12 protein-coding genes are annotated in these 13,964 nt (G+C 43.9%); 10 read left to right on the top strand and 2 right to left on the bottom strand.

Annotated features, from left to right (window positions below; all coding sequences use genetic code 11):
- The first annotated feature begins 7 nt into the window (after positions 1-7).
- The 3 genes from MSG38_RS17900 (at position 8) to MSG38_RS17890 (ending at position 3,084) form a co-directional block, all read left to right on the top strand.
- Positions 8-859 (top strand): thymidylate synthase, encoded by an 852-nt coding sequence (locus MSG38_RS17900; protein WP_017056122.1) that lies wholly within the window; start codon positions 8-10, stop codon positions 857-859.
- 124 nt (positions 860-983) lie between these two features.
- Positions 984-2,390: a winged helix-turn-helix domain-containing protein gene (locus MSG38_RS17895; RefSeq protein ID WP_248402341.1), complete on the top strand. Its 1,407-nt coding sequence runs from the start codon at positions 984-986 to the stop codon at positions 2,388-2,390.
- Positions 2,391-2,607: 217 nt separating this feature from the next.
- Complete coding sequence (locus tag MSG38_RS17890) at positions 2,608-3,084, top strand: hypothetical protein (protein ID WP_248402402.1); 477 nt, start codon at positions 2,608-2,610, stop codon at positions 3,082-3,084.
- A 247-nt stretch (positions 3,085-3,331) separates the two neighbouring features.
- Here the strand turns inward: MSG38_RS17890 and MSG38_RS17885 are convergent, their stop codons facing one another.
- A complete protein-coding gene (locus MSG38_RS17885) occupies positions 3,332-4,477 on the bottom strand; it encodes a Na/Pi symporter (RefSeq protein WP_048606795.1) in 1,146 nt (381 codons plus the stop codon).
- Positions 4,478-4,866: 389 nt separating this feature from the next.
- Here MSG38_RS17885 and nhaR point away from each other — a divergent pair, with 389 nt between their 5' ends.
- Complete coding sequence (gene nhaR / locus MSG38_RS17880) at positions 4,867-5,757, top strand: transcriptional activator NhaR (protein ID WP_017062869.1); 891 nt, start codon at positions 4,867-4,869, stop codon at positions 5,755-5,757.
- 100 nt (positions 5,758-5,857) lie between these two features.
- On the top strand, positions 5,858-6,151 hold the full coding sequence (locus MSG38_RS17875) for a metalloregulator ArsR/SmtB family transcription factor (RefSeq protein WP_004735028.1): 294 nt from the start codon (positions 5,858-5,860) through the stop codon (positions 6,149-6,151).
- A gap of 297 nt (positions 6,152-6,448) precedes the next feature.
- Here the strand turns inward: MSG38_RS17875 and rpsT are convergent, their stop codons facing one another.
- Positions 6,449-6,709 carry a 30S ribosomal protein S20 gene (gene rpsT / locus MSG38_RS17870; protein ID WP_004739529.1) on the bottom strand — a complete coding sequence of 87 codons (261 nt, stop codon included), beginning with the start codon at positions 6,707-6,709 and terminating at the stop codon, positions 6,449-6,451.
- Between the two features lie 251 nt (positions 6,710-6,960).
- Here rpsT and murJ point away from each other — a divergent pair, with 251 nt between their 5' ends.
- From murJ to fkpB, 5 genes are all read left to right on the top strand, one after another.
- On the top strand, positions 6,961-8,523 hold the full coding sequence (gene murJ, locus MSG38_RS17865) for a murein biosynthesis integral membrane protein MurJ (RefSeq protein ID WP_032545655.1): 1,563 nt from the start codon (positions 6,961-6,963) through the stop codon (positions 8,521-8,523).
- Between the two features lie 70 nt (positions 8,524-8,593).
- Positions 8,594-9,529 (top strand): bifunctional riboflavin kinase/FAD synthetase, encoded by a 936-nt coding sequence (gene ribF / locus MSG38_RS17860; RefSeq protein ID WP_017088634.1) that lies wholly within the window; start codon positions 8,594-8,596, stop codon positions 9,527-9,529.
- 63 nt (positions 9,530-9,592) lie between these two features.
- Positions 9,593-12,451, top strand: a complete 2,859-nt coding sequence (ileS, locus tag MSG38_RS17855; protein WP_019820547.1) for an isoleucine--tRNA ligase — start codon at positions 9,593-9,595, stop codon at positions 12,449-12,451.
- A 161-nt stretch (positions 12,452-12,612) separates the two neighbouring features.
- Positions 12,613-13,113 carry a signal peptidase II gene (gene lspA / locus MSG38_RS17850; protein ID WP_004735054.1) on the top strand — a complete coding sequence of 167 codons (501 nt, stop codon included), beginning with the start codon at positions 12,613-12,615 and terminating at the stop codon, positions 13,111-13,113.
- Positions 13,114-13,425: 312 nt separating this feature from the next.
- Positions 13,426-13,857, top strand: a complete 432-nt coding sequence (fkpB, locus tag MSG38_RS17845) for an FKBP-type peptidyl-prolyl cis-trans isomerase (RefSeq protein WP_102507234.1) — start codon at positions 13,426-13,428, stop codon at positions 13,855-13,857.
- Positions 13,858-13,964: the final 107 nt, after the last annotated feature.

Raw genomic sequence — 13,964 nt, 5'->3', positions numbered from 1 at the left:
AATTGGTGTGAAACAGTATTTAGATCTCTGTCAGCGTATCGTTGATGACGGTACTTGGATTGAAAATGAACGCACGGGCAAGCGCTGCCTAACCGTGATCAATGCTGACCTTGAATATGATGTTGGTAATAACCAATTCCCACTGGTAACAACGCGTAAGAGCTTTTGGAAAGCCGCAGTTGCTGAGCTGCTTGGCTATATCCGTGGTTACGACAATGCTGAAGATTTTCGTAAGCTAGGGACTAAAACTTGGGATGCGAACTCGAACCTGAACGAAGCATGGCTGAATAATCCTTACCGCAAGGGTGAAGATGACATGGGCCGTGTTTATGGCGTTCAAGGACGTGCATGGGCAAAACCTGACGGCGGTCATATAGATCAACTGAAGAAGATTGTTGATGATCTAACAAACGGTATTGATGACCGCGGCGAGATCTTAAACTTCTATAACCCAGGTGAGTTCCACATGGGTTGTTTGCGTCCGTGTATGTACAGCCATCACTTCTCTCTACTTGGTGATACGCTGTACCTAAACAGCACTCAGCGCTCTTGCGATGTACCACTAGGCCTGAACTTCAACATGGTTCAAGTGTATGTATTCCTAGCTATCATGGCGCAAATTACGGGTAAGAAAGCTGGCGTGGCTTACCATAAGCTTGTGAATGCTCATATTTACGAAGATCAACTCGCACCCATGCGTGATATCCAGTTAAAGCGTGAGCCGTTAGCTGGCCCAACATTCCACATCAATCCTGAGATTAAGTCTCTAGAAGATTTGGAAACGTGGGTAACGATGGATGACTTCTGGGTTGAAGGTTACGAATGCCACGAAGCGATTAAGTACCCATTCTCGGTTTAATCTCACTCGCTTTGTTTGATTGAAAGGCTGCCTCTGTGCAGCCTTTTTTATTTGTTATGCTTGGCTTGCTTACTATTTGTAAAACCAATAATCTTGAGTGGTCTTTTCTAACTACAGAACTACTATGACTCGCTCGCATTGCTTTGTATTGCAACACGATTTTCCGATTGCTTTCTACCCTGAGAAAAATCAGTTGCTGGTGGATAGCGAAGCGATTCATTTAGAGCCATTGCAAGCAAAGTTGCTCAGCTATTTCATCGAAAATCGCGGGCAAGTGGTTAGTACTCAGCAGATAGCCGCGGATGTATGGCAAAGAACTCAAGTGTCTGACAACTTGGTCAGACAGGTCATCAGCTTGTTGCGCAGTCAGCTTCAGGATAAATCACGTCCGTATCGGATTATTCAGACCATTCCTAAGCAAGGCTATTTGTTCGATGTTGAGGTGACCAAGCCGAGCGTCGAACCAATTTCCGTTGAGGACGTCTCTCAACCTAAATCTGAACCTAAATCTAAACCTTTTGTTGTTAAGTCGAAAAAGAAAACTATCGCCTTGATTACAACCGCAGTATTCTCGGTTGGCTTAATAGCAACCAGGGCATGGCAGCCTGATGTTCCAACCAATGACACAGCTGTTACTTCTGCTCATCAAAGTGATGTGATTCCTGTTTATATCCATGACATAACACTCGATTCTGCGAACGATTATGAGATGTCAGAAAGCGTTTATAACTATCTTTTCTACGGGCTGAACTCGGCAAAAAACTTATCGGGTTACCACTTTTCTCAGCTATCGAAGCAGGGCAAGCAATCACTGGCCAACAATGGTGTCGAGCTCAAAGGTTGGCTTAAGCAAAAGGATGGTGACTATGTGTTGAGCGTGCTTGTACAAAACAACCGCCAACCGAATCAAAGTCAGAAAGTGGAAAAGACCTTTAGCCAAGGTAATTTCTTCGATGCCATTGGGGATGTGATTCTCGAGATCAAAGCTATTATTGCTCCAACGAGCTCAGAATACGGCGTGGCAAGTCATCGAGTGACTTCTATTGATAACTACGATGATTGGAGTGTTATCTCTGAGGGGATATCGTTGTTCTACCAAGGTAAAGGTGGTCAGCCATTTGAGGAAATAGCACTTCAGTTGGATTCGATTCAACAACAAGGGCGAGATAATTATCTGGTCAATGCGTTACTGTCGTATTCGGAATCTTTGGCTTATTTACAAACTCATGAGCAAGAAGATCGCGAACATGCACTGCAATTGGCAAAGCAAGCCTTCGAGATGAACCCACGTTGTGACATCGCTAACCTTACCTTGGGTCTTGCACTGTTAATCAACCAACATGCCAATCAAGCTTTCCCTTACCTTTTTTATGCGGCCGAAAGTACACCGAGCCCTATCAGTTTTTATCTGCTCAGTGTGGCTGACAAGCTGTCGGATAACCCAAAAGGTTCGCAATACAACTATCAACGCTATATCGAACTGCAAAAAGAGCATGACGGTCAACTGTTTGATCTTGTTGAATCTTTATAAAAAATAAACCTTTCCTAAACCACCAAATACGTTTTCAAGCGAGGGTGTTTTGTGAGCGCTGATGGCAACGGTACTTTCGCAAGGTGTCCTTGTGCCAACAGGCTTCTCAACATGTTTGATTATTGTTTGGACTCAGGCTCGATTGCCTTGCATCAAGCGTAAAAACATCGACTTCCACATACTGGTCACCAAATCATTCATTATTTGGGGTACACACATGTTGAAGAAGTTTGCTTTTCAGATCATTCCAATTCAGATCTTCTTATTCGTCTTTTGGTTCAAAAATGGCTTTATCGATAAAGTGATGGGCGTGCTACTTGGCTTCGTTACACCCGATACTGCTTATGCGGGAGACACTTGGACTGGCTGGAAAGGCTACATTGTTGGCACTTGGGACAAGAGCCAAATCGGTCATGCTCTGCTGAGCCCAACGTTCGATTTTATGTTCCCTATTCTGATTGCTTTGCAATGTGTGCCGTTTTTATTGGTTCTTCGTTCAGTACTTGCAGGTGAGTTCATGGCGGGCAAAGAGCGTCCGTGGTTACTCTATGCCGCCTTTGCTTCTCTGTTTGTGACGGCTTGTATGGCTTTCACTCAAACCATCACTGGCGCAAGCGATGGGCAGTATCTATGGCAATTTATCGGCTTTGGCATGGTTGCGATTATGTACCTGCGTAATGAGCAAGGTAAGTAGGGTAGCTAGATGCGAGTAAACGAGATGCGGGATACGAAGAGCGTGTTTAGATTTGAGTCAGTGAGATACTGAATATCAAACGCAGATAATGAGAGGCCGTCGCTTTTCGTTACTCGCTACCCGAATCCCGTATCTGCTTTTAGCTCTTCGTTACTCGTTTACCCGAATTCCGTATCTGCTCTTAAAAAGAAAAAGCCCGCAACCTAGGAGGTTGCGGGCTTTGCTATAAGCGATGTTTATTTTGCTATTAAGCGGTAAGAGCTAACACGCTACCAGGCAGTACAAGGAATACCGCAACAAGGTAACCAGCCACTACAGCTTTGTTCTTCACAGCCATGTCTGAAATCAAGTCAGCGGCTTTAACAGGTAGTTCACGTAGGAACGGAATACCGAAGATGAATACCGTTGCCATGATGTTGAACACCAAGTGTACTAGAGCAATTTGTAGTGCAAATACTGCGAACTCACCAGATACTGCTGTCGCTGCAAGTAGAGCTGTAATACATGTACCAATGTTTGCACCTAGAGTGAATGGGTAAACGTCACGTACTTTAAGAACACCTGAACCTACTAGTGGAACCATCAAGCTTGTTGTCGTAGAAGAAGACTGAACAAGGATAGTCACGATAGAGCCAGAAGCGATACCGTGGATTGGACCACGACCGATTGCGTTCTTTAGAATCTCACGAGCACGACCAACCATTAGGCTCTTCATCAGCTTACCCATTACAGTGATAGCTACGAAGATAGTTGCGATACCTAGAGCGATAAGCATGATGCCGCCAACAGTGTCGCCAAATGTTGATAGAGGCTCTTTAATCGCACTTACTACTGGTTTAGTGATTGGCTTGATGAAGTTAAGACCACCCATGCTCATATCACCTGTTGCTAGCATCGGAGATACCAACCAGTGAGAAATCTTCTCTAGAATACCAAACGCCATCTCTAGTGGTAGGAAGATAGCAACGGCTAATAGGTTAAAGAAGTCGTGGATTGTCGCACTTGCGAATGCACGTTTGAACTCTTCTTTACAACGAACGTGACCAAGGCTAACTAGCGTATTGGTTACCGTAGTACCAATGTTAGCACCCATGATCATAGGAATAGCTAGCTCAACAGGTAAACCACCTGCCACAAGGCCAACGATAATTGAAGTAACTGTACTTGATGATTGAATAAGCGCTGTTGCTACTAAACCAATCATTAAGCCTGCAACTGGGTGTGAAGCAAATTCGAAAAGAACCTTTGCTTGCTCGCCTGTTGCCCATTTGAAGCCTGTACCAACCATTGAAACTGAAAGTAATAGTAGGTAAAGCATGAATGCCAAGTTAGCCCAGCGTAGCCAACGAGTAGTGCTCGAGATAGGCGCTGCTGCAGTAGTAGCTTGGTTCATAATGTTTTCTCCATTGGACCGTTTAAGTCTGTGTTTGGTCTGTTTGTTTAATCTGAGCGTGATGTTAGAGGGGAAATATTTCAGTAATATTACATTTTGGTTTAGGTCGGACTTTTTTGTGATGATTTACTCTTTAAATATTCCTAGAGCTAATGTGGTTTTTTTAAGTTTTTGTTTTTATTCGGTTTTTAATGGAAATCCTATAGGTGATATAGATCTTAAAAGTTAGAGAAAAATTGTAAATAATCGCTGAAATATTACATTATGAAATCAGACACTTCGAAAAAATAAGTGGTAAATCTATGTTTGTTTAGGTTTTTCCGAGTTTGTTGAGTGGCGGTGTCATATTTGATATAAAAGGGTATCTACTCTTTTATTACGGCACATCTATGTCGCATCTCAACTACAACCATCTGTATTACTTCTGGATGGTTTGCAAGCAAGGCTCTGTTACTAAAGCTGCAGAAGCCCTATTTCTAACACCACAAACGGTAACGGGGCAGATAAAAGCCTTGGAAGAGCGCATGGATGGCAAGTTGACCAAGCGTAATGGCCGAAGTGTGGAGCCTACAGAGCTTGGGCAGCTGGTCTTTAAATATGCCGATCGTATGTTTGGTCTGAGTTACGAGATGCTGGATATCGTGAATTACAGCCAGCACTCCAATATTCTGTTTGATGTTGGCGTCGCGGATGCGCTCTCTAAAAGACTCGTCAGTAAGATACTGATGTCGACCATTCCTCCAGATAACAGCATTCATTTACGCTGTTTTGAATCGACCCATGAAATGCTACTTGAGCAACTATCTCAACATAAGCTCGATATGATTTTGTCTGACTGTCCGGTGGACTCTAGTCAAAGCCCGGGCCTGTTCAGTAAAAAGTTGGGTGAGAGTGGAATGAGCTTTTTTAGTTCAGGTCAGGTTGAAGGGGTTAATTTCCCTGCTGTATTGGAGCAAAGAAAGCTTTTGATCCCTGGTAGCCGAACCTCAATGGGGCGTAAAGTGCTGCAATGGTTTGATAGACAAGGACTTAAGCCAGATATTTTAGGTGAGTTTGATGATGCCGCATTGATGAAGGCTTTTGCTCGTTATCATCATGACGCAATATTCTTGGCACCGACGCTTTACATGTCTGAAGTGGAAGACGACACATCACTGCAACTATTAGGCGGTATTGAAGAGTTAAAAGAGGAGTACTACGTCATATTTGCTGAGAGGATGATCCAACATCCAGCAGTAAAAAACGTATGTGACGCAGATTTTAGCAAATTGTTCGAATGAGTTAGTTTGTTAATGAATTGATATCGATTATCATAGCTCCACCATATGCCGGAAATACTGATAGCCCGTAGTTGGCGTAAAGGTTGTAGGGAGCCAAACTATGAACTTAAAAGAGATGGAGAAGAACTCAGCACAAGCTGTGATTCTACTCAAAGCCATGGCTAACGAGCGTCGCTTACAGATTTTGTGCCTATTACATGGTACTGAACTGTCGGTTGGGGAGCTGTGTGGCAAGTTGGAACTGAGTCAGTCTGCTTTATCTCAGCATCTTGCTTGGTTGAGAAGAGATGGTTTGGTCGAAACTCGCAAAGAAGCTCAAACTGTGTATTACACATTGAGTAGTGAAGAAGTAAAAGCGATGATTAACCTACTGCATGGTATTTACTGCAAGTAGCTTATTGCTGGTGGGAGGGGGATTTCTTATCAGCGATAGAATGACACAAGGAAGTGTTAGTATTTCACATTGAACGTTAGTGTTTACCTATCTACCTATCTACCTATCTACCTATCTACGTACCAATTTGCTTCTCTATTTATTTTTCTGATTGTTTGTTTTATCTATCTGCTTAAATTGTTTATCGGTCAGAAAAGCGGCTGTTAGCACGTAAAATAAAAGCGTTACTCAAAATTTAGATATAAAAAAACCGGCCTAGGCCGGTTTTTTTCGTTTTGCGTTGTAATCAAATTTCTATTAAAGAGCTTTGATTGCAGCAGCGAAACGAGACTTATGACGTGCAGCTTTATTCTTATGAATAAGGCCTTTAGTCGCCATACGGTCAAGAAGTGGTGTAACTTCTACAAGAGCAGCAGTTGCAGCTTCTTTATCACCAGCTGCGATAGCTGCGATAGTCTTTTTCATGTAAGTGCGCATCATAGAACGACGGCTAGCATTGTGCTGGCGACGTTTCTCAGCTTGGATAGCGCGCTTCTTAGCAGATTTACTGTTTGCCAAGGGTCTAACTCCCAAAAACTTAGTTCGGTGACAATTTAAGGGCGAGGACTATCCCTCATTAGCGCTTAATTGTCAAATGATTTGTGCAAAAACCAATCGTAGCCAAACAAACTTTGGTATGGAAAGGTCATCGCGGTTAAGATGGCGGGGATTCTAACAGCATTTTTAGACCAATGCTAATAAATATGCTTCTTAGGACAGGATAGTATTTATCCTCGCTTGAAAGTAATCAACCAGTGTCAGAGGTTTCTGTGAGTAAACGACTATTAAAGTCAGGCCTGATTGTCAGCGCAATGACTTTTGTTTCCCGTGTATTGGGGCTAGTACGTGATGTAGTAGTAGCAAATTTGATGGGGGCAGGAGCGAGTGCCGATGTATTTTTCTTCGCTAATAAAATTCCTAATTTCTTACGTCGACTTTTTGCAGAAGGTGCGTTTTCTCAAGCGTTTGTTCCTGTATTAACGGAATATCACGCCGCAGGTGATAAAGATAAGACACGAGATTTAATTGCTAAGGTGTCGGGTACGCTCGGGGTTTTAGTTTCTATTGTCACCGTTATCGGGGTATTGGGCTCTGGCGTGATCACCGCGATGTTTGGTGCGGGTTGGTTTATCGACTGGCTAAATGATGGTCCATCAGCGCCAAAGTTTGAGTTGGCGAGCTTTATGCTCAAGATTACCTTTCCTTATTTATGGTTTATTACCTTCGTTGCTTTATCTGGTGCCATTCTTAATACATTAGGTAAATTTGCGGTCTCTTCTTTTACCCCTGTGTTCTTGAACGTGATGATCATAGGCGCTGCGTGGTTTATCTCTCCTAATTTAGAACAACCAGAAATTGGTTTAGCCATTGGTGTGTTTCTTGGTGGCTTAGTCCAATTCCTTTTCCAAATGCCTTTCTTGATCAAAGCGGGTGTGTTGGTTAAGCCGAAGTGGGGCTGGAGAGATCCGGGTGTGGTTAAGATCCGCACATTAATGATCCCTGCTTTGTTCGGGGTATCGGTCAGTCAAATCAACTTATTGTTTGATACCTTTATTGCCAGCTTCCTCGCAACAGGTTCTATCAGTTGGTTGTACTACTCAGACCGACTGCTTGAATTTCCTCTCGGTTTATTCGGTATCGCGATTGCGACTGTGATTCTTCCTGCTTTATCTCGTAAACACGTAGATGCTCAAGGGGAAGGGTTCGCGCATACCATGGATTGGGGCGTGCGCATGGTTTTGCTGCTTGGTATTCCTGCGATGTTAGGTCTAATCGTTTTAGCTAAACCAATGCTGATGGTGCTTTTTATGCGTGGTGAGTTCTCTCCACACGATGTACAGCAGGCATCGATGTCATTGGTAGCTTACGCATCAGGCTTGCTTAACTTCATGTTGATTAAAGTTTTAGCTCCGGGTTACTACTCTCGCCAAGATACCAAAACACCGGTTAAGTACGGCATTATCGCTATGGTGACTAATATGGTGTTTAACGCGATCTTTGCTTATTTCTATGGTTATGTGGGTTTAGCGATTGCGACGGCACTGTCTGCTTTTGTGAATATGGCATTGTTATATCGTGGATTACACCTTGCGGGTGTGTATCAATTAACTAAGACAACCTTGTTGTTTAGTGCCAAATTGATTATCTCAGGTGTGGTGATGGTAGCGGCTATTTTATGGCAGCTGGATAATATGCAACATTGGCTTGAATGGAGCTTCAGCCAGAGAGCGCTGACATTAACAGGCTTGATTGGACTTGGTGGCTTTGTTTATATTGTTTCGGTACTGATTTTAGGTATCCGAGTAAAACATTTAAAAGCAGCGACAGATTAATACTGATTAGTATATAATCCGTCGGTTTCACACAATAAATGATGCAAATAATAGGTTTTAGCTGATCATAATGGAACTGATCCGAGGTATACACAATATTAAAGCGCAGCATCATGGCTGTGTATTAACCATAGGTAACTTCGATGGTGTTCATTTAGGACATCAAGAGGTTCTGAGTCAGGTTTCTAAACAAGCTGCAGCATTAGGGCTACCTTCTGTTGTTATGACGTTTGAGCCGCAGCCTATGGAGCTGTTTGCCCGAGATAAAGCGCCAGCACGTTTAACTCGCTTACGAGATAAATACGTGCAACTGAGCAAGCTAGATATCAGTCGCCTATTGTGTGTTAATTTTAATCAGTATTTTGCAAGTTTATCCGCGGAAGCGTTCATTAAGGATCTTTTGGTTGATAAGCTTGGTGTGAAGTTCTTGGTGGTTGGTGACGATTTTTGCTTTGGTAAAGGTCGCACTGGCAATTTCGCTATGCTCAAAGAGGCGGGCGAGAAGTACGGTTTTGAGGTGGTAAGCACCCAAAGCTATTGCTTAAACCAATTACGAGTAAGCAGTACTGAGATACGAAATGCATTAGCGGTCGATGACTTGGCTGCAAGTGCTACCATGTTAGGACGTGATTACAGTATTAGTGGTCGAGTGTCCCATGGTCGAAAACTAGGGAGAACTATCGGTTTCCCTACCGCTAATATTCCATTAAAGCGTTGTGTTTCTCCTGTATCGGGAGTGTATGTTGTTGAAGCTTTGGATATCGACGGTGTTCCTGTCGGTGGCGTTGCTAATATTGGACAACGACCAACAGTTAATGGGGTAAGGCAGCAATTAGAAGTGCATTTTTTTGACTTTAAAGCCAATTTATATGGTAAACAGTTAGAAGTACGACTTTTGCACAAACTGCGCGACGAGATAAAATTTGAATCGTTCGACGCACTAAAGAATCAAATAGAATTGGATGCTGAAGCCGCAAGGGTGTGGCTGCTTCAGCTAAAGAATTAATCGGATGATTCCACCGATTAACATAATGTCTAACTTCGCCCAATATAACGGAATTAAGAATCGATGAGTGATTATAAAGATACCCTGAACTTACCAGAAACAGGGTTCCCAATGCGCGGCAATCTGGCAAATCGTGAGCCAGAAATGCTGAAGCGTTGGTACAAAGAAGATCTTTACGGCGAAATCCGTAAGGCAAAGAAAGGTAAAAAATCTTTCGTACTGCATGATGGCCCTCCATACGCGAACGGCGACATTCACATTGGCCACGCGCTGAATAAGATTCTTAAAGACATTATTATCAAATCTAAGACCCTTTCTGGTTTTGATGCACCGTACATCCCTGGTTGGGACTGTCACGGTCTTCCAATCGAGCTAATGGTTGAGAAGAAGAAAGGTAAGCCTGGTCAGAAGATTTCGGCTGCTGAATTCCGCGAAGAGTGTCGTAAGTACGCTGCGGGTCAAGTTGAAGGTCAGAAAGAGAGCTTCAAACGTCTTGGCATCATGGGCGAGTGGGACAAACCTTACCGCACTATGGATTTCGGCACTGAAGCGAACATCATTCGTTCTCTTGGCAAAATCGCAGATAAAGGTCACCTTCTTAAAGGTTTCAAGCCTGTTCACTGGTGTACTGACTGTGGTTCTGCTCTGGCTGAAGCTGAAGTTGAATACAAAGATAAAGTTTCTCCATCTATCGATGTGAAATTTACAGCAGCTGACGAAGCGGCGCTTCTAGAGAAATTTACTCTAGCTGAAGGCCACGCGGGTCAGGGCGAAATCTCTATCGTTATCTGGACAACAACACCATGGACTCTGCCAGCTAACCGCGCAGTATGTCTACGTGATGATCTTGAATACGTGCTTATCCAAGTTGAAGCGAATGGCGACCAGCCTGCTCAACGTATCGTTGTTGCTTCTGAACTAGCAAAAGACGTAATGGACCGTGCAGGTATCGAGCACTTCCATAACCTTGGTTTTGCTACTGGTGCTGATCTTGAGCTTTCTCAGTTCAACCACCCGTTCTACGACTTTACTGTTCCTGCTGTTCTTGGTGACCACGTTACAACGGATTCAGGTACTGGTGTGGTTCACACTGCGCCTGGCCACGGTCAAGAAGATTTCGTGGTTGGTAAGAAGTACAACCTAGAAATCGCTAACCCAGTTGGTTCAAACGGCGTTTACCTGCCAGATACTGAGCTATTTGCTGGTCAGCACGTATTCAAAGCGAACGACTCTGTTTTAGAAGTTTTAAAAGAGAAAGGTGCACTTCTGCATCACCACGCTTACGAGCACAGCTACCCACATTGTTGGAGACACAAAACTCCAATCATCTTCCGCGCAACACCACAATGGTTCATCTCTATGGATCAAGCTGGCCTACGAGCTAAAGCACTAGAGTCAATCAAGAGTGTTGAGTGGTTGCCTGAATGGGGTCAAAGCCGTATCGAAGGTATGGTTGAAGGTCGCCCTGAGTGGTGTATCTCTCGTCAACGTACTTGGGGTGTGCCAATTGCTCTGTTCGTTCATAAAGAAACAGCAGAACTTCACCCAGAAAGCCCAGCGCTTATTGAAAAAGTAGCGAAGCTAGTTGAAGAGAAAGGCATTCAAGCTTGGTGGGATGTAGACGCTGCTGAACTTATGGGCGCAGAAGACGCTGATAAGTACGAAAAAGTAATGGATACGCTAGACGTATGGTTCGACTCAGGTGTTACGCACTTCTCTGTTGTTGATTCTCGTGAAGAGTACAACTTCCCGAACGAAGAGCGCACTCACAGTGCTGATCTTTACCTTGAAGGTTCAGACCAACACCGTGGCTGGTTCCAGTCTTCTCTAATTTCATCTATCGCGATGAAAGACGAAGCACCGTACAAGCAAGTACTAACTCACGGTTTCGTGGTTGATGGTAACGGCCGTAAGATGTCTAAATCTATCGGTAACGTTGTTGCTCCTAAAGACGTAACCAACAAGCTAGGTGCAGATATCCTGCGTCTATGGGTTGCTTCTACAGACTACACAGGTGAAGTTGCGGTTTCTGATGAAATCCTGAAGCGTTCAGCGGATGCTTACCGTCGTATTCGTAACACAGCTCGTTTCTTCCTAGCGAACTTGAACGGTTTCAACCCTGAAACTGACCTCGTACCTGCTGAAGAGATGGTTGCACTTGATCGCTGGGCTGTTGGCCGTGCTCAAGCTGCACAAGAAGAGATTGTTAAAGCATACGGCGAGTACAACACTCACGGTGTGACTCAACGTCTAATGCAGTTCTGTTCTATCGAAATGGGTTCTTTCTACCTAGACGTAATCAAAGACCGTCAGTACACGGCGAAGCAGGGCAGCCATGCTCAACGTAGCTGTCAAACGGCGCTTTACTACATCGTAGAAGCTCTAGTTCGTTGGATGGCGCCTATCATGTCGTTCACTGCAGATGAAATCTGGAATGAAATGCCAGGTGAGCGCGACACGTTCGTATTCACAGGTGAATGGTTCGAAGGTCTATTTGGTCTTGCTGAAGGCGAAGAGCTAAGCAACGAATTCTGGACTGAAATCCAGTCTGTTCGTGGCGCAGTGAACAAGCTTCTTGAAGATGCTCGTAAAGAGAAAACGATCGGTGGCGCACTGCAAGCTGAAGTTACTCTATACGCTGATGATGCACTAGCGGCTAAAATCAACAAGCTAGAAGATGAGCTACGTTTCGTACTTATCACTTCTGCAGCTGTTGTTAAGCCACTGAGCGAGAAGTCTGATGCAGCGCAAGCGACAGACGTTGCTGGTCTATTCGTTGAAGTTGCGGCTACTGAAGCTGAGAAGTGTGACCGTTGCTGGCACCACACTCCAGATGTAGGCACTATCGAAGGTCACGAGAAAGTTTGTGGTCGTTGTGTGTCGAACATCGACGGTGAAGGCGAAGTGCGTAAGTTCGCCTAACGACTCAGAGAAAGACTGAACTTTTTGTAAAAATCATAGCCCCAGTATCAACTGGGGTTATTTTTAATTATGGGAAATGTGTTTAACCAAGCTGACTTCTCGTGTTCATTCTTGAGAGTGGATAATGAGATGATTTGACTGAGTAGATACTAGGAATAGAAATGAGTGAAGTTTCGTTAAAACAATCTGGTGTACGTTGGTTATGGCTGGCTCTATTGGTCTTCTTAGCTGATATCGGCATTAAACTCTTTGTCATGGACAATATGGGTTACGGCTGGGCAAATCGTATTGAGGTGCTGCCATTCTTTAACTTTTTGTATGTTCATAACTACGGTGCGGCATTTAGCTTTCTGAGCGATCAGAGCGGTTGGCAGCGTTGGTTGTTTACGGGTATCGCATTTGCGGTAACAGGTATGCTGACGTACTGGATGAGCAAACTGCCAGCAGCAGAGAAGTGGAATAACATTGCTTATGCGATCATCATTGGTGGTGCAGTAGGTAATGTGTTTGACCGAGTCGTACACGGCTTTGTTGTCGATTACTTAGACTTCTACTGGGGCACTTACCACTGGCCTGCATTTAACTTAGCGGATATGGGAATCTGTATCGGTGCTGCGATGATCATCTTAGATGGTTTCCGTAAGAAAGACGAAAGCAAATAGCTTGCCTCAAAGTCAGTCTATGACTCACAGAATAGAATAGCCCTAAGCGCTGTCGGTTGATTCCGACGGCGCTTTTTTTTATGCTGCAATTAATATCAATCGTAGTAAATAACTACTCTCCCTAGTTGGCTAAAAGCCTCGATAACTTCGTTAGAATTTTTGATTGTAGAATAACTACTTATCGAAAAACTCTGCCTTGTTCTCAAGCCTTTTCCCTGAACTATGTCTGAGTACTTACTTACTGTGATTGATATGATATGAGAGCGAAGCAAATTGCGTTCTCAAATAATAAAGAAATCTAAGGAAAGTAACGTGGCAGCAATTAAAAATGATTCAGCAGTAACTCTACATTTTACGATTAAAATGAAGGATGGTTCAGTTGCCGATAGTACGGAAAATATGGGCAAGCCAGCGAAGTTCGTCATGGGCGATGGCAGCCTAAGTGAGAACTTTGAAGCGTGCTTACTTGGACTTGAAGCTGGCACTGAAAAGTCTATCGAACTGAAGGCGCAAGACGCGTTTGGTATGCCAAACCCAGATCATATTCACTATATGGATCGAGCTAAGTTTGTTGGCGACTCTGAAGTTGAAGTGGGCACTATCATGGCATTCTCAGGTCCTGACGGTATGGAAATTCCAGGTATTATTACTGAAATCGCAGGTGATTCAGTGACGGTTGATTTTAATCACCCACTCGCTGGTCAAGACGTTACCTTTGACGTCAACATCTTAACGGTAGAATAACTCTCTTAACGTTAGAATAGCACTGCCTTACAGCTGTGACACACAACCCAGAGCTTCACTGTCTAGACGCTTCACTGTAGAATGCGAACCTCGCTGACGGCGAACTC

The sequence above is a fragment of the Vibrio sp. 1CM24A genome (genome assembly GCF_023161725.1).
In the GTDB taxonomy this organism is placed as follows: Bacteria; Pseudomonadota; Gammaproteobacteria; order Enterobacterales; family Vibrionaceae; genus Vibrio; species Vibrio coralliirubri.
The sequence above is the reverse complement of the archived record's forward strand: the minus strand, read 5'-3'. Positions and strand labels throughout refer to the sequence as shown.

Coding starts and splice junctions, on each gene's coding strand:
- MSG38_RS17895 (WP_248402341.1), top strand. CDS start 984: ATGACTCGCTCGCATTGCTTTGTATTGCAACACGATTTTCCGATTGCT.
- ribF (WP_017088634.1), top strand. CDS start 8,594: ATGGAACTGATCCGAGGTATACACAATATTAAAGCGCAGCATCATGGC.
- MSG38_RS17890 (WP_248402402.1), top strand. CDS start 2,608: ATGTTGAAGAAGTTTGCTTTTCAGATCATTCCAATTCAGATCTTCTTA.
- ileS (WP_019820547.1), top strand. CDS start 9,593: ATGAGTGATTATAAAGATACCCTGAACTTACCAGAAACAGGGTTCCCA.
- MSG38_RS17875 (WP_004735028.1), top strand. CDS start 5,858: ATGAACTTAAAAGAGATGGAGAAGAACTCAGCACAAGCTGTGATTCTA.
- nhaR (WP_017062869.1), top strand. CDS start 4,867: ATGTCGCATCTCAACTACAACCATCTGTATTACTTCTGGATGGTTTGC.
- lspA (WP_004735054.1), top strand. CDS start 12,613: ATGAGTGAAGTTTCGTTAAAACAATCTGGTGTACGTTGGTTATGGCTG.
- MSG38_RS17885 (WP_048606795.1), bottom strand. CDS start 4,477: ATGAACCAAGCTACTACTGCAGCAGCGCCTATCTCGAGCACTACTCGT.